Below are 20,432 nucleotides of genomic sequence, written 5' to 3'. Positions count from 1 at the left end.
AAAGGACCGGCAGTGAGCGATGTGAACGAGGAGCCGACCGGGATCGACGAGTTGCTGGAGCGCGTACGCCGGGACTACGTGCGCATCGAGGCGCGCGAGGCGTACAGCGCCGCCCAGGACGGAGAGGCCCTGCTGGTGGACATCCGCTATGCCGCTCTGCGGGAGCGGGACGGACTGGTCCCCGGCGCTCTCGTCGTCGAGCGCAACGAACTGGAATGGCGGCTCGACCCCCGGGGCAGCCACCGCCTCCCCGAGGCCACCGGGCACGACCTGCGGGTCGTCGTCATCTGCAACGAGGGCTACGCGTCGAGTCTCGCGGCCGTCTCCCTGCACCAGCTCGGCCTGCGCCGGGCGACCGACCTGGTCGGCGGTTTCCAGGCCTGGCGGTCGGCCGGTCTCCCGGTGGTGACCCCGGCCGTCCCCTGAGGCATCGGCGTCACTCCCCCTCGCCCCCTTCGCCCCCGAGGAAGTCGGTGTCCTCGCCCTCTTCTTCCAGCGCCTGGCGCACCACCCGCAGGGCCAGGCCCTGGGAGTAGCCCTTGCGGGCGAGCATGCCGGCCAGCCGGCGCAGGCGCTTGTCACGGTCGAGGCCCCGGGTGGCACGCAGCTTGCGAGCGACCAGCTCGCGTGCGGTGGCTTCCTCCTGCTCGGCGTCGAGCCGTCCGACGGCCTCGTCGATCAGCGCGCCGTCGACGCCCTTGGTGCGCAGTTCCTGGGCGAGCGCGCGCCTGGCCAGTCCGCGCCCGTGGTGCCGGGACTCCACCCAGGCGTCCGCGAACGCGCTGTCGTCGATCAGCCCGACCTCCTCGAAACGGGACAGCACCTCCTCGGCCGCGTCGTCCGGGATCTCCCGCTTGCGCAGGGCGTCCGCCAGTTGCTTGCGGGTGCGCGGGGTCCCGGTGAGCAGGCGCAGGCAGATCGCCCGCGCCCGCTCCACCGGGTCCCCCGGAGACTCCCCCTGTTCGGCCTTCGGCGAGGAAGAGATGTCTCCGTCCGTCGCGGACGTCCCGCCGGAGTTCCGCCGACGACGCCCGCGCCCGCCGTACGACCCGCCGTCACGCGAGCCGCCCCGGCGTGCGCCATCCGTACGGGGACCGGCCGCGCCGCGTGGGCCGCCCCCTGCCCGGCGCCGACCGGCACCGCGCCCGTCGCCTCCGTACGCGTCGCCTCCGTCAGGGCCGCCTCCGTACGCGTCGGCGTCGGGAGGGTCCTGTCCGTAGGTATCGCTGCCCCCGTAGGCGCCGTCCCCGAAAGCGTCGTCCCCGTAGGCGCCGCTCCGGTACGTGGCGTCACGGTCCGGCCCGTGCGGTGCGTCGTCCCCGTGGACACCCGGACCGGTGGCCGCGCCGGTGCCGAGGCGGTCTCCGGTGCCCCTCCCCCGTGGGGCACCGGAAGCCGGGTACGCGTACCCGTCCTCGTACTCGGGCCAGTCCGTTCGTCGTGTCACGGGTCAGCTCTTGGCGGTGGCGGCCTTGGGCTTGGTGGCCTTGGCGGTCGCCGGGGCGGGCACCGTCTTGGCCGCGTCGCCCGTGGCCGCGGAGGCGGCCGCGTCCGCGCCCGGCTCGGCGGCGGGCTCCTCCGGACGCACGCCGACGCCCAGCTTCTCCTTGATCTTCCTCTCGATCTCGTTGGCCAGGTCGGGGTTGTCCTTCAGGAAGTTGCGCGCGTTCTCCTTGCCCTGGCCGAGCTGGTCGCCCTCGTACGTGTACCAGGCACCGGCCTTGCGCACGAAGCCGTGCTCCACGCCCATGTCGATCAGGCCGCCCTCACGGCTGATGCCCTGGCCGTAGAGGATGTCGAACTCCGCCTGCTTGAAGGGGGGCGCGACCTTGTTCTTGACGACCTTGCAGCGGGTGCGGTTGCCGACCGCCTCCGTGCCGTCCTTCAGGGTCTCGATACGGCGGATGTCGATGCGCACCGAGGCGTAGAACTTCAGCGCGCGGCCACCGGTCGTGGTCTCCGGCGAGCCGAACATCACGCCGATCTTCTCGCGCAGCTGGTTGATGAAGATCGCGGTGGTCTTCGACTGGTTGAGCGCGCTGGTGATCTTGCGCAGGGCCTGGCTCATCAGGCGGGCCTGCAGACCCACGTGCGAGTCGCCCATCTCGCCCTCGATCTCCGCGCGCGGCACGAGCGCGGCGACCGAGTCGATGACGATGAGGTCGAGCGCGCCGGAGCGGACCAGCATGTCCACGATCTCCAGCGCCTGCTCGCCGTTGTCCGGCTGGGAGAGGATCAAATTGTCGATGTCGACGCCGAGCTTCTTCGCGTACTCGGGGTCGAGGGCGTGCTCCGCGTCCACGAAGGCCACCTGGCCGCCGGCCCGCTGCGCGTTGGCCACGGCGTGCAGGGTCAGGGTCGTCTTGCCGGAGGACTCCGGGCCGTAGATCTCCACGACACGGCCGCGCGGCAGGCCGCCGACGCCGAGGGCCACGTCGAGGGCGGTCGACCCGGTCGGGATGACCTCGATGGGCTCCATCGACCGCTCGCCCATGCGCATGACCGCGCCCTTGCCGAATTGCCGTTCAATCTGTGCGAGCGCGGCGTCGAGCGCCTTCTCGCGGTCGGTTCCTGCCATGGGTTCCACCCGGTTTGCTTGAGTCGATCGCTTCACGTCAAAGACGCTAACGCCTGCCACTGACAATGCGCCTCGACGCATGTCCGGCCTGTGGATAACCACGGGATGTAGTACCCCAAAGTCGGGCGAAATCCCCTCGGTTGAGCCTCGCCGGAACCTCCATAAGAATAGATGTTCGATTTTTGTGTCAAGCGCGCCGCGCCCCGCCCCGGTGCCCCCTCCACGCCCGGCCCCGGTGCCCACCGCCGGACACCGTCGCCGGACCGGCCCGCGGTCCGCCCCGTGGTCCGGCCCCTGACTCGGGCCTGCTCCCCGCCTACTCCGCCCCCTCCGCTACTCCGCGCGGTGTACGCGAGGTGCCTTCACCCGGACGACGCCGGGAAGCGGCGCCCTCGGGAGGCTGGCGCCATGGCAGTCTCCGCTCTCCCGTCGCGCCCGCCGGCCCTGGTGGCGCACGCCCGTGCGCTGCGTCCCGTCGAACGGCTGTGCCACATCACCGGTCTCTTCCTCGTCCTCTCCGGCCTGGTCCACCTGCTGGTGTTCGCGGTCGACGGCGGCCCGTGGGACGGTCCCGTGTCCTGGCGCAAGCCGGTCACCTTCGGCCTGTCCTTCGGGATGACACTGATCGCGCTCACCTGGGTCACGTCGTACCTGCGTGTGGGGGAACGGCTCCGCGCCGCGCTGCTCGTCGTCCTCGCCGCCGACTGTGTCGTCGAGGTGGGCGGGATCACCCTCCAGTCATGGCGCCGGGTACCCTCCCACCTGAACATGGAGACGCCCTTCGACACGGCGGTGTCGATGACGCTCGCCGTGGGCGGCGGGGTCCTCGTGGTGCTCCTGACCGGGTGCGCGCTCGCGTCCTTCCGGCACCTTCCGAAGGGACCCGCGGGGATGGCCCGTGCGCTGCGCTCCGGGTTCGCGATCCTGCTCGTCGCGCCGGCTTCGGGTGCCGCGATGATCGCGCGCGGGGTGGTGCTCACCCGGACCGGTCACCAGCAGGCGGCGTACCACTCGACCGCTCCGCTCAAGCCGTTGCACGGCGTGAGTCTGCCCGCCGTGCTGGTGCTGCCCGCGCTGGCCTGGCTGCTGTCGCGCACGTCCCTGGACGAGCGGGCCCGCGTGCGGATCGTCACCGCAGCGGTCGGCGCCTACGCGGCAGCGGTCGCCGGCGCCGGACTCCGGGCGGTACTGAGCCGCTGAGCCGCGTACGGAGACGGCGTCCGCCGCTGGGACCCGGCCGGCGTCGGGCGGCCCGCCCGGGCCCCGCACAGTGACACCGTCCGGCTGCCCGGCCGGGTCAGTCCCCGGTGGAGCCCTCCTCGGCCACCGCGGGCCCCCGGGCGTCCGCCGCCCCGGCCCCGGCCACCCCCGCCGGAGCACCGGGCTCCTCCTGCGCGCCGCTCCGCGCCCGCCCTGCCGCCGGGTCCGCCGCGGGTTGCGCCGCCCACAGCCGCCGTACGCGCGTGCGCAGGCCCGCTGCCGGGGTCCGGGTGCGGTGGCCGTGGACACGGGGGTCGTCGGTGACGGCGTACCGCTTCACGTACGCCCCGAGGAAGGCCTGCAACGTGGCCACCGCCGGAATCGCGATCAGCGCGCCGACGGCGCCGAGCAGGGCGGTGCCCGCGATGACCGAGCCGAAGGCGACCGCCGGGTGGATGTCCACGGTCTTCGCGGTCAGCTTGGGCTGCAGCATGTAGTTCTCGAACTGCTGGTAGACCACGACGAAGATCAGCACCCACAGCGCGTACCAGGGGTTGACCGTGAAGGCGATCAGCATCGGCAGGGCGCCCGCGAGATAGGTGCCGATGGTGGGGATGAACTGCGACACCAGGCCGACCCAGACGCCGAGCACGGGCGCGTAGGGAACGCCGAGGGCCTGCAGCAGGATGTAGTGCGCGACACCGGAGATGAGCGCCATCAGGCTGCGCGAGTACAGGTAGCCGCCGGTCTTGTCGACGGCGATCTCCCACGCGCGCAGCACCTCGGCCTGGCGGGCGGGCGGCAGAACCGAGCACAGGGCACGGCGCAGCCTCGGGCCGTCGGCCGCGAAGTAGAACGAGAACAGCCCGATCGTCAGCATCTGGAACAGGCCGCCGAGCACCTGCGTGGACACGTCGAGCACGCCCGCGGCACCGTTCTGCGCGTACTTGCGCAGCCAGTCGGAGTGCAGCAGCCCTTCCTGGATGTCGACCCGCCGCAGGTCGGTGTGGAACTTGGCGTTGACCCAGTGGATGACGGAGTCGAGATACTCCGGGAAGCCCTCGACCATCTTGATGATCTGCCCGGCGAGCATCGACCCGAGCAGGGTGACGAAGCCCGCCGCGGCGATCGTCAGCCCCAGGAAGACCAGGAAGGTGGCGAAGCCCCGGCGCATGCCGCGGGCCGCCATACGGCTCACCGCGGGCTCGATGGCCAGCGCCAGGAAGAACGCGATGAGGATGTTGACCAGCAGGCCGGTCACCTGGTGGAAGGCCCAGCTGCCGAACTGGAAGGCGGCGACGAGCGCGAGGGCGAGCACCATGGCGCGGGGCAGCCACCGCGGCATGCGCGCGGTCGGCCGGGCAGCGCCCTCGGCGGGGGGCCGGGCGGGCGGTGTCGTACCGGTCGGGGTCGCGTGCGGGGCCGTCTGCCCGGACTCGTCAGTGGGTGCCACGGTGCCAGTGTCGCCCACGCCACCGACAGTCCCGCACGGCCCGTCCCTCTTTGTGACCGGTCACCGTCTCTCCCCCGGGACGTTCATCACATGGCAGACCACGCGCCAGACGTCCTTGGCCTCCCAGCCCGCCGCCAGTGCCTCGTGCACCGTGCGCTCGCCCAGCTCGGACATCACGTGATCGCGTGCGAAGGTGTCGGCGTACCCGGCACCGAAGTGCTCCGCCATCCGCTCCCAGAAGACCGTCAACCGCATGCCCCCAGTATCCCGCCCCCGGGGGTAGCCCCGGCCGGGACCGCCTGCGGGGGCGGCCGGGCGCCCTACGGTCGGGTCCATGGCCGAGACAGGTGTGTTCCCCTCTCCCTCGCCGCCCCCGGCGGCCTCCCCGCTGTTCCGCGCCGAACACTTCGTGTGGCTGACCGCGCGCGTGCTGGAGCAGCGGCTCTTCGCGCACCACTTCCTGAACGGCGGCGCGGACCCCGTGGAGACCGCGCTGGACGCCTACGTCAACGAGGACGGCGGGTACGGCCACGCCCTGGAGCCCGATCTGCGCGGTCCGGTCAGCCGGCCGCTGCACACCGCGTACGCGCTGCGGGTGCTCGACTCCATCGGGCGCTGCGGCGGGCGGCGCGTGGAGCGCGTGTGCCGCTACCTGACCTCCGTCTCCACCGCCGACGGCGCGCTGCCCGCGGTCGGGCCCGGCCGGCGAGAGTATCCGGCGGCCCCCTTCGTGCCGATCGTGGACGAGCCGCCGGGCGACCTCCTGGCCACCGGGCCGGTGGTCGGCCTGCTGCACCGCAACGAGGTCTGGCACGCCTGGCTGTTCCGGGCGACCGACTTCTGCTGGCAGCGGATCGAGTCCCTCGACGCGTCCCACCCGTACGAGGTGGAGGCGGCCGTCGCCTTCCTGGACTCCGCGCCCGACCGCCCGCGCGCGCGGGCCGCCGCCGACCGGCTCGGCCGCCTGGTCCGCGCACAGCGGCTGGCGGTGCTGGACCCCCCACGCCCGCAGGACTGGCCGGTCGCACCCGGTTACGCCCCGGCGGAGCACCACTTCCCGCACGACTTCGCGAGGGGACCGGGGTCCCTCGCGCGCGCGTGGTTCACCGACGAGGAGATGGCCCGCTCGCTCGACTTCCTCGCCGGCCGGCAGCAGGAGGACGGCGGCTGGCCGGTCACGTGGCGCCAGTGGGCGCCCGCTCCCGCGCTGGAGACGCGGCCCATGGTGACGATCGAGGCCCTGCGCACCTTGCGGGCCCACGGCCGCGTCATCGGCTGAAGGACCGCTCAGCCGGCCATGGCCCGTACCCCGGCCGTCACCGCCACGGCCACCGCGACGATGAGCAGGAACGGGGCCCGCAGCACCAGCGCCACGGCGGCGGCAGCGAGGCCCGCCGCCCGGGCGTCCAGAACGAGCGCGCGCCCGTCGGCGAACGTCTGCTGCGCGGTGAGGGCGGCCAGCAGGGCGACGGGGAGCAGGGCGGCGAGCCGCCGCACCAGCGGCCGTTCCAGGGCGACCGCCGGGACGAGCAGCCCGGCCAGCTTGACGGCGTAGCAGCCGAGGGCGGTCACGACGACCGCGGTCCAGGTGTTCACCGGTCTTCCTTCCGTGCGTCTGGTGCGCTCTGTGGTGCGTCGTCCGCTACGCCGGCCCCCTCGCCGCCGGCCGCGCCGCTCCTGCGGCGCCCGTCGAGGTACAGCACGGCCGGCGCGGCGAGGGCTGCGGCCAGGACCGGCACCCCGGCGGGCAGGACGGGCAGCAGGCCGAGCCCGAGGAGCACCGCGAGGGCGGCGACCGCACGTTCGGCGGCGGTCTTCAGCATGGGTGCGAGCAGTGCCAGGAACACGGCGGGTCCGGCCGCGTCCAGGCCCCAGGCGCCGGTGTCCCCGATGGCCTCGGCCCCCAGCGCACCGAGCAGCGTGGTGAGGTTCCACAGGACGTAGAGAGTGACGCCGGTGACCGTGAAGCCGATCCGCGCGCTGCGCCGCGTGGGCTGCGCGAGGGCCACCGCGGTGGTCTCGTCGATGACCCACTGTGCGGCGAACGGCCGTGTCCAGCGCGGGAGGGCCAGCAACTGGGAGAGCCTGAGCCCGTAGAAGGCGTTGCGGATCCCCAGGAAGAAGGCGCCCGCCGCCGCGGTGAGCGGACCGCCACCGGCCGCCAGCGCCCCGACGAGGGCGAACTGGGAGGCTCCGGTGAACACCAGGAGGCTGAGTGCGCAGGTCTGGAGCAGGGTGAGCCCGCTGCCCGCCGAGGTCACCCCGAAGGCGAACCCGGACAGTCCTACGGCGACCCCGACCCCGAGGGCGTCCCGGGCGACGGCGGCGTCCGGTTTTCCTCCGTCGGCGGCTCCTGCGCCGCCGGCGCGTATGTCTGCGAGAGCTGTCTCTTCTGCCACCCCCCGGACGGTAGGAGCAGCCGCGACCGCGCGTCTTGTACGTTCTTGCGCTCCCGCTGGTAGGCGCCCGGCGGCACGCCGACGATCCGGGAGAAGTGCCTGCTGAGGTGCGACTGGTCGGTGAAGCCGACGGCCGCGGCGACGGCGGCCGGTGCGGTGCCCGCGTCCAGCAGCCGCAGGGCCCGGCGCACCCGGGCGTCGGTCAGCCAGGTGTGCGGCGGCATCCCGTAGGCGTCCCGGAAGGCGCGCAGCAGGGCGAACGGGCTCGTCCCCAGCTCCTTCGCCAGGCCTTCCAGGGTCGGCGGCCGGGCCATCCGTTCCTCCAGGACGACACGCGCGCGTGCCGCGATGCCGTGCCCCGCCGTGCGGACCTCCCGCTGGGGCCGGGTGCCCCCGTTCAGCCGCAGGAGCCGGGTCACCGTGACCCTCAGGAGGGTGTCGGCGGCGAGTGCGTTCCCCTCGTCGGCCGCGCGCAGCACCCGGTGCACCAGTGCGGCGGCGCGGGGGTCGTCGAGCACCGGGCTCACGAAGCCCGGTGTCCCGCGGAGCGTCGTCGTCTCGGCGGCGATCTCGGCCACCAGTTCGGGCGCCGGGTACACCGCGCCGTACCGCCATCCCTCGGGCACGCCCGCGCGACCGGTGTGCGGTGTGTCCGGATCGACCAGCGCGAGGGCCCCCGGTCCCGCGTACTGGTCGGTGCCGCGGTGGTGGAACACCTCGACGCCCTCGGCGATGGCGGCGATCACGAAGTGCTCGTGGGTGTGGCGGACGAACTCCTTGCGAACGTAGCGGGCACGGAGCAGGTCGACACCGGGCAGTTCCGCGTACTGCCAGTGCCGTGCCCGTTCGCCGCCCGGTGCCGCCATGCGTCGATTCTCCGTCGCCGCCGGGCCGACGCGCTCCCTTCGCCCCGCAGACTGCGGCAAATGCCCAGGTCAGCCCGCATTGTCAGTGGCCGGGTGCAGGATGGACGCATGGTCAGCGACGCACACCGGGCCCTCGACGGCTTCTCCCCCGCGACCCGCGGCTGGTTCGCGGGGGCGTTCTCCGCGCCCACCGCGGCCCAGGCCGGCGCGTGGCAGGCCATCGGCGCGGGCTCGGACGTCCTGGTGGTCGCCCCGACCGGTTCCGGCAAGACCCTGGCCGCCTTCCTCGCCGCCCTCGACCAGCTCGCCTCCACCCCGCCCCCGGCCGACCCGAAGAAGCGCTGCCGGGTGCTCTACGTCTCCCCGCTCAAGGCCCTCGCCGTCGACGTGGAGCGCAACCTGCGCAGTCCGCTCACCGGCATCCGGCAGGAATCCGTCCGTCTGGGCCTGCCCGAGCCCGAGGTGAAGGTCGGCATCCGCTCCGGGGACACCCCGGCCGCCGAGCGCCGCGCCCTGTCCAGCCGCCCGCCGGACATCCTGATCACCACCCCCGAGTCGCTGTTCCTGATGCTCACCTCGGCCACGCGCGACGCGCTGACCGGCATCGAGACGGTGATCCTGGACGAGGTGCACGCGGTGGCGGGCACCAAGCGCGGTGCCCACCTGGCGCTGTCCCTGGAGCGCCTGGACGAGCTGCTGCCGAAACCGGCCCGCCGCATCGGGCTGTCCGCGACCGTCCGCCCGGTCGGCGAGATCGCCCGCTACCTGTCGCCGCGCCGCAAGGTGGAGATCGTCCAGCCCGAGTCAGGCAAGGAGTTCGACCTCTCGGTCGTCGTGCCGGTGGAGGACCTGGGCGAGCTGGGAGGCGCCCCGGCCGCCGACGGCGACGACGGCGCGGAGCGGCCCTCCATCTGGCCGCACGTGGAGGAGCGGATCACCGACCTGGTCCAGGCGCACCGCTCGACGATCGTCTTCGCCAACTCCCGACGACTCGCCGAGCGCCTGTGCAACCGGCTCAACGAGATCGCCTACGAGCGGGCCACCGGGGAGCCCCTGGACGAGCACCACTCCCCGGCCGAGCTGATGGGCGGCTCCGGTGCGGCGCACGGCGCGCCCCCGGTCATCGCCCGCGCCCACCACGGCTCGGTCTCCAAGGAGCAGCGGGCCCTGGTCGAGGAGGACCTCAAGGCGGGCCGTCTCCCGGCGGTGGTCGCCACCTCCAGCCTGGAGCTGGGCATCGACATGGGCGCCGTGGACCTGGTCGTCCAGGTCGAGTCACCGCCGTCCGTGGCCTCCGGGCTGCAGCGCGTGGGCCGCGCGGGACACCAGGTCGGTGCCGTCTCCACCGGGGTGGTCTTCCCGAAGTACCGCGGCGACCTGGTCCAGGCCGCCGTCGTCACCGAGCGGATGCGCTCCGGTGCCATCGAGTCCCTGCGGGTGCCCGCCAACCCGCTGGACGTCCTCGCCCAGCAGCTCGTCGCGATGACGGCCCTGGACACCTGGCAGGTCGACGACCTGCTGGCCCTGGTCCGCCGGGCGGCGCCGTTCGCCTCCCTGCCGGACTCGGCGTTCACGGCCGTCCTCGACATGCTCGCCGGCCGCTACCCCTCGGACGCGTTCGCGGAACTGCGCCCGCGCGTGGTGTGGGACCGCGTGGCGGGCACGGTCACCGGCCGGCCCGGGGCGCAGCGCCTCGCCGTCACCTCCGGGGGCACGATCCCCGACCGCGGCCTGTTCGGGGTCTTCCTCGCCGGTTCCGACCCCAAGAAGGGCGGCGGCCGGGTCGGCGAACTGGACGAGGAGATGGTCTACGAGTCCCGGGTGGGCGACGTGTTCACCCTGGGCACGAGTTCCTGGCGCATCGAGGACATCACCCGCGACCGGGTCCTGGTCTCCCCCGCGCCGGGCGTGCCCGGCCGGCTGCCCTTCTGGAAGGGTGACCAGCTGGGCCGTCCGCTGGAGCTGGGCCGTGCGGTGGGCGCGTTCCTGCGCGAGGTCGGCTCCCTGTCCGACGAGGATGCCCGGCTCCGGCTCCTCGCGGCCGGCCTGGACGCCTGGGCCGCGGACAACGTCCTGTCCTACCTGGCCGAACAGCGAGAGTCCTGCGGCCACGTCCCCGACGACCGGACGATCGTCGTGGAGCGCTTCCGCGACGAACTGGGCGACTGGCGGGTCGTCGTGCACTCCCCCTTCGGCGCCCAGGTGCACGCCCCCTGGGCACTGGCCCTCGGCGCCCGCCTGTCCGAGCGGTACGGCATGGACGCGCAGGTCATGCACGCCGACGACGGCATCGTGCTGCGCCTGCCCGATGCCGACCTCATGGGCCTGGACCTGCTCGACGCACAGCCCGCGAAGACCGGCGCGGAGTACGACGCCGAGCAGGCGCCGATCGGGGCGGCGGACGTCGCCTTCGACAAGGGGGAGGTCGACCAGACCGTCACCGACCAGGTCGGCGGCTCCGCCCTGTTCGCCTCCCGCTTCCGCGAGTGCGCCGCCCGCGCGCTGCTGCTGCCCCGCCGCAACCCCGGCAAGCGCACCCCACTGTGGCAGCAGCGCCAGCGCGCCGCCCAGCTGCTGCAGGTGGCGAGCGAGTTCGGCTCGTTCCCGATCGTCCTGGAAGCGGTCCGCGAGTGCCTCCAGGACGTCTTCGACGTCCCCGGCCTGGTCGAGCTGATGGGGGACATCGAGTCCCGCAGGGTCCGCCTGGTCGAGGTCACCACCCCCGAACCGTCCCCCTTCGCGCGCTCGCTGCTCTTCGGCTACGTCGCCCAGTTCCTGTACGAGGGCGACTCACCGCTGGCCGAGCGCCGCGCCGCCGCGCTCTCCCTGGACTCGCGGCTGCTGGCCGAGCTGCTCGGGCAGGCGGAGCTGCGTGAGCTGCTGGACGCCGAGGTGCTCGCCGAGCTGGAGCGCGAGCTGCAGTGGCTGACCGAGGACCGCCGCGTCAAGGACGTCGAAGGCGTCGCGGACGTCCTGCGGCTGCTCGGGCCACTCACGGACGCGGAGCTGAGCGCACGCGGGGCGGAGCCCGGCTGGGCCGAGGAGCTGGCCGCCCGGCGCCGGGCCATCCGGGTCAGGATCGCGGGCGCCGACCACTGGGCGGCCGTCGAGGACGCCGGCCGCCTGCGCGACGCGCTCGGCACGGCGCTGCCGGTGGGGGTCCCGGAGGCGTTCACCGAGCCGGTCAAGGACCCCCTGGGTGACCTCCTCGCGCGCCACGCCCGCACCCACGGCCCGTTCACGTCGGCGACCGCCGCGACCCGGTTCGGCCTGGGTGCGGCGGTCACCGAGGGGGCGTTGCAGCGGCTGGCCGCCGCGGGCCGGGTGGTCCAGGGCGAGTTCCACCCGGCGGGCATCGGCCAGGAGTGGTGCGACGCCGCCGTACTGCGCAGGCTGCGCCGTCGCTCGCTGGCCGCGCTGCGACACGAGCTGGAGCCGGTCCCGCCGGCTGCTCTCGGCCAGTTCCTGCCGCAGTGGCAGCACATCGGCAAGGGGCACGGCCTGCGGGGCGTCGACGGACTGGTGCGCGCGGTCGAACAGGTACAGGGTGCTTCCGTGCCGGCATCGGCGCTGGAGAAGCTCGTCCTGCCCTCCCGGGTGACCGGCTACACCCCGTCGATGCTCGACGAGCTCACCGCCGCCGGCGAGGTGGTGTGGGCGGGCGCGGGCGCGCTGCCCGGCAAGGACGGCTGGGTCTCGCTGTACCTGGCGGACGCGGCCCCCCTGCTCCTGCCGCCGCCGCACCCCCTGGAGCTGACCGCGCTGCACCGTTCGGTGCTCGACGCCCTCTCCGGCGGGTACGGCCTGTTCTTCCGCCAGATCGCCGACCAGGTCCGGGCGACCACCCACCCGGAGGCCACCGATCCCGAACTGGCGGACACGCTCTGGGACCTCGCCTGGTCCGGACGGCTCACCAGCGACACCCTGGCCCCGATGCGTGCACTGCTCGGTTCCGGCCGCACCGCCGGATCCACGGCCCACCGCGCCAAGCGCGCCGTCCCGCGCGGACGCTACGGCTCCCTGACGGCAGCGGCCCGGCCCGCCTCGCGCAGCGGCCCCCCGACCGTCGCCGGCCGCTGGTCCCTGCTGCCCGGCCGCGAAGCCGACCCGACCGTGCACGCCCATGCCCTGGCCCGCACCCTGCTCGACCGGCACGGCGTGGTCACCCGGGGCGCGGTGTCCGCGGAGGGCGTCGAAGGCGGTTTCTCCGCCGTGTACCGGATCCTGTCCGCCTTCGAGGAGAGCGGTCAGGCCCGTCGCGGTTACGTGGTCGAGGGGCTGGGCGCCGCCCAGTTCGCGATGGACGGCGCCGTGGACCGGCTGCGGGCGGTGGCCAATGCCCGGGAGCGGCGCGAGGGCCTGCCCGGAACGGGGTTCGGCGGGGGCCCCGACGGCTTCGGGCCGCCCGCCGCCGGCCGCCCCGACCGCGGCCCGCTGCCCGACGGAGGACCTCTGTCCCACGACGACTTCGGCGCGGCGGGTCCGGCCGGAGACCTGGACCGGCCGGGCCGGAATCATGAGCCGGACTGGTCGGCATCCGGCCGTCTCTCCCCGGGGGACCACATCTCGCCCGCGGACCTCGCCGATCCGGGCCGGGGCGGGCCGAGAGGCGGCGGGCACGCCTTCGCGTACGGCACGGGCGCCGGCAGTCGAGGGGGCGGTGGGCGTGACGTCCCCGCCGGTTCCCGGGCGGTCGTGCTGGCGGCGGCCGACCCCGCGAACGCCTATGGCGCCGCCCTGCCCTGGCCCGAGCCGCCGACGGGCGCCGGGCACAAACCGGGACGCAAGGCCGGTTCGCTCGTGGTGCTCGTGGACGGCGAACTGACGCTCTACATGGAACGCGGCGGAAAGACCCTGCTGGCCTGGCCCGCCGAAGCGGACGCCGCGGCCACCGACGATCCCCGTCTGCGGGAGGCTGCCGAAGGGCTGGCCGCCGCGGCCCGCGCGGGCTCCCTCGGCACCATCACGGTGGAGCGGGTCAACGGCGCCTCCGCCCTGACCTCTTCCTTGGGCGCCCTACTGGAAGGAGCGGGCTTCATCGCGACACCCCGCGGGCTGCGCCTGCGCCCATGACCCGACCGTGCGGCCCGCCCCACCGGAACCGATGGCCTGACCTCCATGACCGGAACCGCACGGCCGAGACCCTGTGACCGGACCGGAAGCACCGGCCCGGTGGCACCCTTGACGCATGCCCGAGGGTGACACGGTCTGGCAGGCCGCGAGGCGGTTGCACGACGCGCTCGCGGGCAAGGTGCTGACCCGCAGCGACTTCCGGGTGCCGAAGTACGCCACGGCCGATCTGGCCGGCCGGACGGTGCTGAACACCGTCTCGCGCGGCAAACACCTGCTCACCCGCTTCGAGGGCGGCCTCACCCTGCACTCGCACCTGCGGATGGAGGGCACCTGGAGGGTCTACGGCAGCGGCGAACGCTGGAAGGGCGGCCCCGCCCACCAGATCCGGGCCGTCCTCGCCACCGCCGACCGTGCCGCCGTCGGCTACCGCCTACCGGTTCTGGAGCTGCTGCGCAGCACCGAGGAGGAGCGTGCCGTCGGTCACCTCGGCCCGGACCTCCTCGGTCCCGACTGGAACCCGGACCTGGCCCTGACCAACCTCCTCGCCGACCCGTCCCGCGAACTCGGCGAGGCCCTGCTCGACCAGCGCAACCTCGCCGGCATCGGCAATGTCTACAAGAGCGAGCTGTGCTTCCTGCTCCGCGTCACACCGTGGCTGCCCGTGGGCGCCCTGCCCGCCGACCGCGCGGCGAAGCTGCCCGCCCTCGCCCAGCGGCTCCTGGAGGCCAACCGCGACCGTATGGTCCGCCGGACCACGGGCCTGCGGGGTCAGGACCTGTTCGTCTACGGCCGTGCGCCCCGCCCCTGCCTGCGCTGCGGAACCTCCGTCCGGGTGGCCGACCAGGGCGACGGCTCCCAGGAGCGTCCCACGTACTGGTGCCCGTCCTGCCAGGCGGGCCCCGCCCCGCCGCCGGGTTCCCCGCAGAAGTGGCGGGAGCGCTACCCGTACCCCCGCGCGCACCGCTGACGCCACGTCAGCTTCTTCCTGCTTCTTCTCCTCCCCCCGTTTCTCCTCCTCCCCCGGTTCCCCCTCCGTCCCGCTCGTCCCGGAGCGCGTCCTCCGCGGCCCCGAACGGCCAGCCACCGCCCTCGGCGGACGGCGTGCGCCCACCGTGCCCGTAGGGCCACCCCCCGGACTCGCCGAGCACCGCCCCGCCGATCACCCCGGAGGCGGAAGCCGGGTCACCGCTCTCCGCGGCCGCGGGGGGCCGCCCAAGAGCGGGCCCCGGTTCGCTCACCACCGGTTCGCCCGGTATCGGTTCGCCTGGTATCGGTTCGCTCGCCACCGGTTCGCTGCCCGAGCGCCGAGGGCCGAGGGGGCTGCGGTCGCCAAGGCCGTCACGTTCGCCGGGGGCGTCAGGGCCGTCGACGTGGTCAGGTTCGTCCAGGTCCCCGGAACGGCGCGGCGCCCGGACACAGTGCAGGGGCAGCACGCTCAGACCCCAACCGCCCGCCGCGACCGTCGCCTCCCACAGCCCCCCACCGCCTGTCAGCACCAGGCGCACCACCGCCCACCACCACACCGCACCGAGCGCCAGGGCGGCTCCCCCGCGCACTATCGGTCCCGCATCCGCACCCACGCACCCACCTCCAGCCCGATGCCGGCCGCCGAGGAGCCGACGCGCCGCACGCCACCAGAACGCCGCCCTCGCGTGCAGGAGGGCGCACCGGGGCTCGTACGAGGTGCTGCTGAGGTGCCGTCCTCCCGCTTCCTGGCGCCCTTCGACCGAAACCCGGCCCGGCCTCCACCATCACCGGACCACCGCACACCGGCAACGCGACGGACCCTCGAGGTGACCATGGGCGTCCCGCAGCACGAAGGCCCCGGCCGTACTCCTCCGGCCTCCCGGAGAAGCCCCGGCCGGGGCCTCACGACGTATGCGTCAGCTCACGCGCACGTGACCGTCACGCGGCGACCACGTCCACCGCCTCGGCGGCGGGTGCCTTGATCGTCACCCGTTCCGGTGGCACGCCGGTCACCGACACGGAACCCAGCATCGGGCGAACCGGCGCCGGCACACGATCGGTGGCCGCAGCAGACTGGGCCAGCTCGGCGAGGGCGAGCTCGTCGCTCACTTCCCGCATGAGCTCGGACATCCGTACGTCCAGCGCGTCGCAGATGGCGGAGAGCAGCTCGGAGGAAGCCTCCTTCTGCCCCCGCTCCACCTCGGAGAGATAGCCGAGCGAGACTCGGGCGGACGAGGAGACTTCGCGCAGAGTACGGCCCTGGCGTTGGCGCTGCCGACGCAGCACGTCACCCAGCAGGCGACGGAGCAGAATCATCGGTGGCTCCCTCCTCGGACCGCGTAGCCGCATCCTTCACGCCCCACCGTACCGCCTCGTGACGCGGCCGTGCGGGGAGCGATGTCGTGTTCACTCAGGGCTGCAAACATCAAAACCCCCCGTTCCGTTCCGTATCCTGTGCCCGCTCATTTCCGCTCTGTTCGCCCGCGATCCGCTCAATCAGCAGTGCGAGTACGCTCCGTACACTCTCCATACGAATGTCCGCCCGGCCGCCGTTCAACCGCAGTGCCGCCGTTTTCCCGCCACCCTCCGCTCCGTTCCGCGGTCCGGGTGGCCCGTCCACGGCGACGAAGACGGTCCCGACGGGCTGTCCGTCCTGGGGGTCGGGACCGGCGACCCCGGTGGTCGCGATGCCCCAGTCCGCACCGAGAGCCCTGCGGACCCCGGCCGCCATCTCGGCCGCGACCTGCGGATCCACCGCTCCCCGCTCGGCCAGCAGAGTGGCGTCGACACCCAGCAACCGGTGCTTCAGTTCCGTGGCGTAGGCGGTGACCGAGCCCCGGAAGACCCTGGAGGCCCCAGGTACCGAGGTGATCTCCGCCGCGACGAGACCGCCGGTCAGCGACTCGGCGACGGCGAGCGTCTCACCCCTCACCGTCAGTAGTTCCACGACCTCGGCGGCGCCAGAACTCACGCTTCCGATTCCTTCAACGCGGCCCGGCGCTCGGCGATTCCCCGCCTGCGCAGCACAATGGCCTGTTTCACGTAGTCGAGTCCGGTCACCACGGTCAGCACCACGGCCGCGGCCATCACCCAGAATCTCAGGGTGGCCAGCCAGCCCGTCAGTGCCAGGACGTACATCCCGACCGCCACGCCCTGCGTGAGCGTCTTGAGCTTGCCGCCGCGGCTCGCGGGGATGACTCCGTAGCGGATGACGAGGAACCGCAGGAGGGTGATCCCGACTTCCCGGCCGAGGATCACTCCGGTCACCCACCAGGGCAGGTCGCCGAGCCCGGAGAGACAGATCAGCGCCGCTCCCATGATCGCCTTGTCGGCGATGGGGTCGGCGATCTTCCCGAAGTCGGTGACGAGGTCGTACGTGCGGGCCAGGTGTCCGTCGAACAGGTCCGTGATCATGGCGATGGCGAAGGCGGCCCATGCGTACGAGCGCCACGCCGGGTCGTACCCGCCGTCCGCCAGCATCAGGGCCACGAAGCCGGGCACCAGGAGCAGCCGGAGCATGGTCAGCAGATTGGCGACGTTCCACACGCTGGCCTGGTTGACGGCGGCGGCCGTGATCTTGCCGCCGCGCGCGGGCCTCGCGTCGTCCTCTTCCCGCACCGCGCCCTCGGTTCCCTCGGTCCCGCCGCCGGAGGTCACGGCACCGGACGCCGTCGCGCCGGCCTTCGCGGCACCGGGTTTTCCCGCCGCGCCGGAGGGCCCGGCCGCGCCGGAGCGACGTGCCGCCGCTCCCTTGGCCACCGGCCGCGCGCCGGAGGGGCCGCCCGCCGCGGATGCCGGGACTCCGGTCATCTGCCCGCCTCCTCACTCCACCCGGGCGCATCCGCCGGCACACCCGCCAGCGGCTCCGCCACCAGGTCCACGCCCTGCGTGCCGATCACCTTCGCCTCGACCATACGGCCCGCGACCAGGCCCTCGCCGTCGGTGAGGAGCACCTGGCCGTCCGTCTCAGGGGCCTGGTGCGCGGCCCGGCCGGACACGCCGTCCTCGGGGTCCACGGACTCGACGAGTACCCGCACCGTCTCGCCGACGCGCTCCTCGGCGCGCTGGGAGACGAGTTCCTCGGCCAGCCGGGAGACACGTGCCAGCCGCTCGCCCACGACGTCCTCGTCCAGCTTGTTCTCGTACGTCGCCGCTTCGGTGCCCTCCTCGTCGGAGTAGCCGAAGACACCGATCGCGTCGAGCCGGGCGCCGTTCAGGAAGCGCTCCAGCTCGGCGAGGTCGGCCTCCGACTCGCCGGGGAAACCGACGATGAAGTTGGAGCGGACACCGGCCTGGGGCGCCTTGGACCGGATGGTGTCCAGCAGTTCCAGGAAGCGGTCGGTGTCGCCGAAGCGGCGCATGGCGCGCAGCACGCCGGGCGCGGAGTGCTGGAAGGAGAGGTCGAAGTAGGGGGCGACCTTCGGGGTGGAGGTGAGGACGTCGATGAGACCGGGGCGCATCTCGGCGGGCTGCAGGTAGCTGACCCGCACCCGCTCGATGCCGTCGACCTCCGCCAGCTCGGGCAGCAGGGACTCCAGCAGGCGGATGTCGCCGAGGTCCTTGCCGTAGGAGGTGTTGTTCTCGGAGACCAGCATGATCTCCTTGACGCCCTGCTCGGCCAGCCACCGCGTCTCGTTCAGCACGTCGCTGGGGCGGCGGGAGATGAAGGAGCCGCGGAAGGAGGGGATCGCGCAGAAGGAGCAGCGCCGGTCGCAGCCGGAGGCGAGCTTGACGGAGGCGACCGGGGCGCCGTCGAGACGGCGGCGCAGGGGGGCGCGCGGCCCCGAGGCCGGGGCGACGCCCTCGGGCAGGTCGGCCGGGCTCTCGGGCAGGTCGGCCGGCCCGTGCCCGGGCAGGGCCACGGCGGCACCCGCCTCCTGCCGCTGGGCCGGGCTGATCGGCAGAAGCTTGCGGCGGTCGCGCGGGGTGTGCGCGGCGTGGATGCCGCCGCTCAGGATGGTCTGCAGACGGTCGGAGATGTCCGCGTAGTCGTCGAAGCCGAGCACGCCGTCGGCCTCCGGGAGGGCTTCGGCGAGTTCCTTGCCGTACCGCTCGGCCATGCAGCCGACCGCGACGACGGCCTGCGTTCTGCCGTGGTCCTTGAGGTCGTTGGCCTCCAGGAGGGCGTCGACGGAGTCCTTCTTGGCGGCTTCCACGAAGCCACAGGTGTTGACGACGGCGACGTCGGCGTCCGCGGCGTCCTCGACGAGCTGCCAGCCGTCCGCCTCCAAACGGCCTGCGAGCTCCTCCGAGTCCACCTCGTTACGGGCGCAGCCGAGAGTGACGAGTGCGACGGTACGGCGTTCAGGCATGGGCTCAAGACTACTTTGTCCCGCCGACACCCCACGTCGAAGGGGTTGGCCGATCTCGGCCAACCCCTCCGGTGTCCGTCCGCCCGCGCCCCTGCGCCCGGGCTGCCCACCGGTTCGCCCCCGGTCCGCGGGCTCGGGCTCACCCGACCTGCGGGTCGCCCTTGGTGTAGGTGAGGCGCTCCACGGCGCCCGGCTGGAACTGGTCCTCGATCTTCTTGCCGTTGACGTAGAGCTGGACCGCGCCGGCGTCGCCGAGGATCAGGTTGATCTTCGTGCTGTCCTGGAAGGTCTTGGACTCGCCCTTGCTCAGCAGCCCGTCGAAGAGCATGCGGCCGTTGTGGTCCTTGGCGGAGATCCAGCTGCGCCCGTTCGGCGCGCTGACCTGCACGGTCACCTTGTCCTGGGGCGCGGCGGCGATGGCGCTGTCGGAGGGGGCGGGCTTCGGGTCGGCGGGCCGGGTGTGCTTCGGACCGGGCGAGGCCGGGGAGCTGGTGCTGGGGGTGGAGCCCTCGGCGACCTGGGCCTTGGCGCTGCTGTCACCGCTGCCGCCGCCCTTGAAGGCGGTGAAGCCGACGAAACCGATGACGACGACGATCGCGGCGACCATGGCGGCGGTCCAGTTGGGGCCGCGCCGCTCCGGGCGGATACGTTCCGCCTCGAAGAGCGGGGCGGCCGGGGTCGGCGCGGGGCGCCCGCCGTGCTCGGCGTCGTACTGGGCGAGCAGCGGGGCGGGATCCAGGTGCACCTCACGCGCCAGGGTCCGGATGTGCCCGCGGGCGTAGACGTCCCCTCCGCAGGGGGCGAAGTCGTCGGCCTCGATGGCGTGCACGATGGCGATGCGGACCCGGGTGGCGGCGCTGACCTCGTCGACGGTCAGCCCGGCGGCGAGCCGGGCGTCCTTCAGAACTCGGCCGACGGAGGGGCGGGCAGAGGGGCGGGCTTCCTCGGAAACGTCTTCGAACGGACGCTCGTCTTCAGGGGAGTTGCCGATGGACACGGGGGCGCCTTTCGAGCGTGTAGCCGCCTGTGCTGGAGGTTCAGTCTAGGGGTGTGCCAAAGGGTGGAGCGACCCGGCGGCGGTACTTTGTACGCCATCGGAATGGCCGGACAATCCGATGGTGGAACGGGCGCGGAGCCGCTGGCGGTGCCCGCGCCGGGACCTCTCGCTCAACTTGACGTACGGCCGGGCGAAAGGGTTGCCCACCGTGGGCTAACGGGTGGATCACGGTCCGTCCGCCCGCCCTCGGAGTACCCGCCCGCCGGGCGGCCGTCGGTCCCGGCGGACGTCCTTGCGCCTACCCCCCGCTCCCGCCTCGAATCCGCCCGGCTCCCGGTCCCGCCCGTCCCCGGGGGGTGCCTCTATGTCTTTCGTCAAGCGAGGCGTGGGGTTCTGGGTTCGTAGAAGGTGCCGTCGCGGAGCATCGCGAACAGCACGTTGATCCGTTGTCGGGCCAGGCGGAGAAGTGCCTGGGTGTGGGTCTTCCCGCGGGCCCGGCATCGGTCGTAGTAGGTGCGGGAGGCGGGATCGTGCAGTGCGGCGAACGCGGACAGGAACATCGCGCGTTTCAGTTGCCGGTTGCCGCC

At 73.5% G+C, this 20,432-nt stretch carries 17 protein-coding genes and 1 pseudogene; 5 read left to right on the top strand and 13 right to left on the bottom strand.

The window, feature by feature from the left end:
- Positions 1-12: 12 nt before the first annotated feature.
- The gene (locus tag AB0G56_RS04270) at positions 13-426 is read left to right on the top strand and encodes a rhodanese-like domain-containing protein (RefSeq protein WP_360963388.1); all 414 of its coding nucleotides are present in this window, start codon (positions 13-15) and stop codon (positions 424-426) included.
- Between the two features lie 10 nt (positions 427-436).
- Here AB0G56_RS04270 and recX read toward each other — a convergent pair whose 3' ends face one another.
- Both recX and recA read right to left on the bottom strand, forming a co-directional pair.
- A complete protein-coding gene (recX, locus tag AB0G56_RS04265) occupies positions 437-1,447 on the bottom strand; it encodes a recombination regulator RecX (RefSeq protein ID WP_360963385.1) in 1,011 nt (336 codons plus the stop codon).
- A 3-nt stretch (positions 1,448-1,450) separates the two neighbouring features.
- Positions 1,451-2,578, bottom strand: coding sequence for a recombinase RecA (recA, locus tag AB0G56_RS04260; RefSeq protein WP_360963382.1), 1,128 nt, complete (start codon positions 2,576-2,578; stop codon positions 1,451-1,453).
- A 408-nt stretch (positions 2,579-2,986) separates the two neighbouring features.
- On the opposite strand from recA, the gene AB0G56_RS04255 reads away from it, so the two are divergent.
- Complete coding sequence (locus tag AB0G56_RS04255) at positions 2,987-3,778, top strand: hypothetical protein (RefSeq protein WP_360963379.1); 792 nt, start codon at positions 2,987-2,989, stop codon at positions 3,776-3,778.
- Positions 3,779-3,875: 97 nt separating this feature from the next.
- On the opposite strand, the gene AB0G56_RS04250 is transcribed toward AB0G56_RS04255, so the two are convergent.
- Both AB0G56_RS04250 and AB0G56_RS04245 read right to left on the bottom strand, forming a co-directional pair.
- Positions 3,876-5,231, bottom strand: a complete 1,356-nt coding sequence (locus tag AB0G56_RS04250; protein WP_360963377.1) for an AI-2E family transporter — start codon at positions 5,229-5,231, stop codon at positions 3,876-3,878.
- A gap of 60 nt (positions 5,232-5,291) precedes the next feature.
- Complete coding sequence (locus AB0G56_RS04245; RefSeq protein ID WP_360963374.1) at positions 5,292-5,486, bottom strand: DUF3046 domain-containing protein; 195 nt, start codon at positions 5,484-5,486, stop codon at positions 5,292-5,294.
- Between the two features lie 79 nt (positions 5,487-5,565).
- On the opposite strand from AB0G56_RS04245, the gene AB0G56_RS04240 reads away from it, so the two are divergent.
- Complete coding sequence (locus AB0G56_RS04240) at positions 5,566-6,510, top strand: hypothetical protein (RefSeq protein WP_360963371.1); 945 nt, start codon at positions 5,566-5,568, stop codon at positions 6,508-6,510.
- An 8-nt stretch (positions 6,511-6,518) separates the two neighbouring features.
- Here the strand turns inward: AB0G56_RS04240 and AB0G56_RS04235 are convergent, their stop codons facing one another.
- From AB0G56_RS04235 to AB0G56_RS04225, 3 genes are read right to left on the bottom strand one after another with little or no spacing between them, the layout of a single operon-like run.
- Positions 6,519-6,827: an AzlD domain-containing protein gene (locus tag AB0G56_RS04235; protein ID WP_360963368.1), complete on the bottom strand. Its 309-nt coding sequence runs from the start codon at positions 6,825-6,827 to the stop codon at positions 6,519-6,521.
- Positions 6,824-7,630 carry an AzlC family ABC transporter permease gene (locus AB0G56_RS04230; protein WP_360963365.1) on the bottom strand — a complete coding sequence of 269 codons (807 nt, stop codon included), beginning with the start codon at positions 7,628-7,630 and terminating at the stop codon, positions 6,824-6,826. The genes AB0G56_RS04235 and AB0G56_RS04230 overlap by 4 nt, the downstream gene beginning before the upstream one ends.
- On the bottom strand, positions 7,516-8,496 hold the full coding sequence (locus tag AB0G56_RS04225) for an AraC family transcriptional regulator (RefSeq protein WP_360963362.1): 981 nt from the start codon (positions 8,494-8,496) through the stop codon (positions 7,516-7,518). Before AB0G56_RS04225 ends, AB0G56_RS04230 begins: the two co-directional genes overlap by 115 nt.
- A 108-nt stretch (positions 8,497-8,604) precedes the next feature.
- On the opposite strand from AB0G56_RS04225, the gene AB0G56_RS04220 reads away from it, so the two are divergent.
- The gene (locus AB0G56_RS04220) at positions 8,605-13,569 is read left to right on the top strand and encodes an ATP-dependent helicase (RefSeq protein WP_360963359.1); all 4,965 of its coding nucleotides are present in this window, start codon (positions 8,605-8,607) and stop codon (positions 13,567-13,569) included.
- Positions 13,570-13,684: 115 nt separating this feature from the next.
- On the top strand, positions 13,685-14,536 hold the full coding sequence (locus AB0G56_RS04215) for a DNA-formamidopyrimidine glycosylase family protein (protein WP_360963356.1): 852 nt from the start codon (positions 13,685-13,687) through the stop codon (positions 14,534-14,536).
- A gap of 938 nt (positions 14,537-15,474) precedes the next feature.
- Here AB0G56_RS04215 and AB0G56_RS04210 read toward each other — a convergent pair.
- The 6 genes and pseudogenes from AB0G56_RS04210 to AB0G56_RS04185 all read right to left on the bottom strand — a co-directional run.
- Positions 15,475-15,852, bottom strand: a complete 378-nt coding sequence (locus AB0G56_RS04210) for a helix-turn-helix transcriptional regulator (protein ID WP_360963353.1) — start codon at positions 15,850-15,852, stop codon at positions 15,475-15,477.
- A gap of 109 nt (positions 15,853-15,961) precedes the next feature.
- A complete protein-coding gene (locus AB0G56_RS04205) occupies positions 15,962-16,507 on the bottom strand; it encodes a CinA family protein (RefSeq protein WP_360963350.1) in 546 nt (181 codons plus the stop codon).
- Entirely contained in the window at positions 16,504-17,346 is an 843-nt protein-coding gene (gene pgsA / locus AB0G56_RS04200; RefSeq protein WP_360963348.1) for a CDP-diacylglycerol--glycerol-3-phosphate 3-phosphatidyltransferase, read from the bottom strand. Before pgsA ends, AB0G56_RS04205 begins: the two co-directional genes overlap by 4 nt.
- On the bottom strand, positions 17,343-18,848 hold the full coding sequence (gene rimO / locus AB0G56_RS04195) for a 30S ribosomal protein S12 methylthiotransferase RimO (protein ID WP_360963346.1): 1,506 nt from the start codon (positions 18,846-18,848) through the stop codon (positions 17,343-17,345). Before rimO ends, pgsA begins: the two co-directional genes overlap by 4 nt.
- Positions 18,849-18,987: 139 nt before the next feature.
- On the bottom strand, positions 18,988-19,845 hold the full coding sequence (locus AB0G56_RS04190) for a helix-turn-helix domain-containing protein (protein ID WP_360963343.1): 858 nt from the start codon (positions 19,843-19,845) through the stop codon (positions 18,988-18,990).
- 374 nt (positions 19,846-20,219) lie between these two features.
- Positions 20,220-20,432: pseudogene (locus AB0G56_RS04185) on the bottom strand (IS110 family transposase); the annotation flags it as partial.

The sequence above is a fragment of the Streptomyces sp. NPDC021356 genome (assembly GCF_040641015.1).
Lineage (GTDB): Bacteria > Actinomycetota > Actinomycetes > Streptomycetales > Streptomycetaceae > Streptomyces.
This window is presented reverse-complemented; position numbering and strand designations above follow the sequence as displayed.

Coding starts and splice junctions, on each gene's coding strand:
- rimO (WP_360963346.1), bottom strand. CDS start 18,848: ATGCCTGAACGCCGTACCGTCGCACTCGTCACTCTCGGCTGCGCCCGT.
- pgsA (WP_360963348.1), bottom strand. CDS start 17,346: ATGACCGGAGTCCCGGCATCCGCGGCGGGCGGCCCCTCCGGCGCGCGG.
- AB0G56_RS04220 (WP_360963359.1), top strand. CDS start 8,605: ATGGTCAGCGACGCACACCGGGCCCTCGACGGCTTCTCCCCCGCGACC.
- AB0G56_RS04255 (WP_360963379.1), top strand. CDS start 2,987: ATGGCAGTCTCCGCTCTCCCGTCGCGCCCGCCGGCCCTGGTGGCGCAC.
- AB0G56_RS04245 (WP_360963374.1), bottom strand. CDS start 5,486: ATGCGGTTGACGGTCTTCTGGGAGCGGATGGCGGAGCACTTCGGTGCC.
- AB0G56_RS04240 (WP_360963371.1), top strand. CDS start 5,566: ATGGCCGAGACAGGTGTGTTCCCCTCTCCCTCGCCGCCCCCGGCGGCC.
- AB0G56_RS04225 (WP_360963362.1), bottom strand. CDS start 8,496: ATGGCGGCACCGGGCGGCGAACGGGCACGGCACTGGCAGTACGCGGAA.
- AB0G56_RS04210 (WP_360963353.1), bottom strand. CDS start 15,852: ATGATTCTGCTCCGTCGCCTGCTGGGTGACGTGCTGCGTCGGCAGCGC.
- recA (WP_360963382.1), bottom strand. CDS start 2,578: ATGGCAGGAACCGACCGCGAGAAGGCGCTCGACGCCGCGCTCGCACAG.
- AB0G56_RS04215 (WP_360963356.1), top strand. CDS start 13,685: ATGCCCGAGGGTGACACGGTCTGGCAGGCCGCGAGGCGGTTGCACGAC.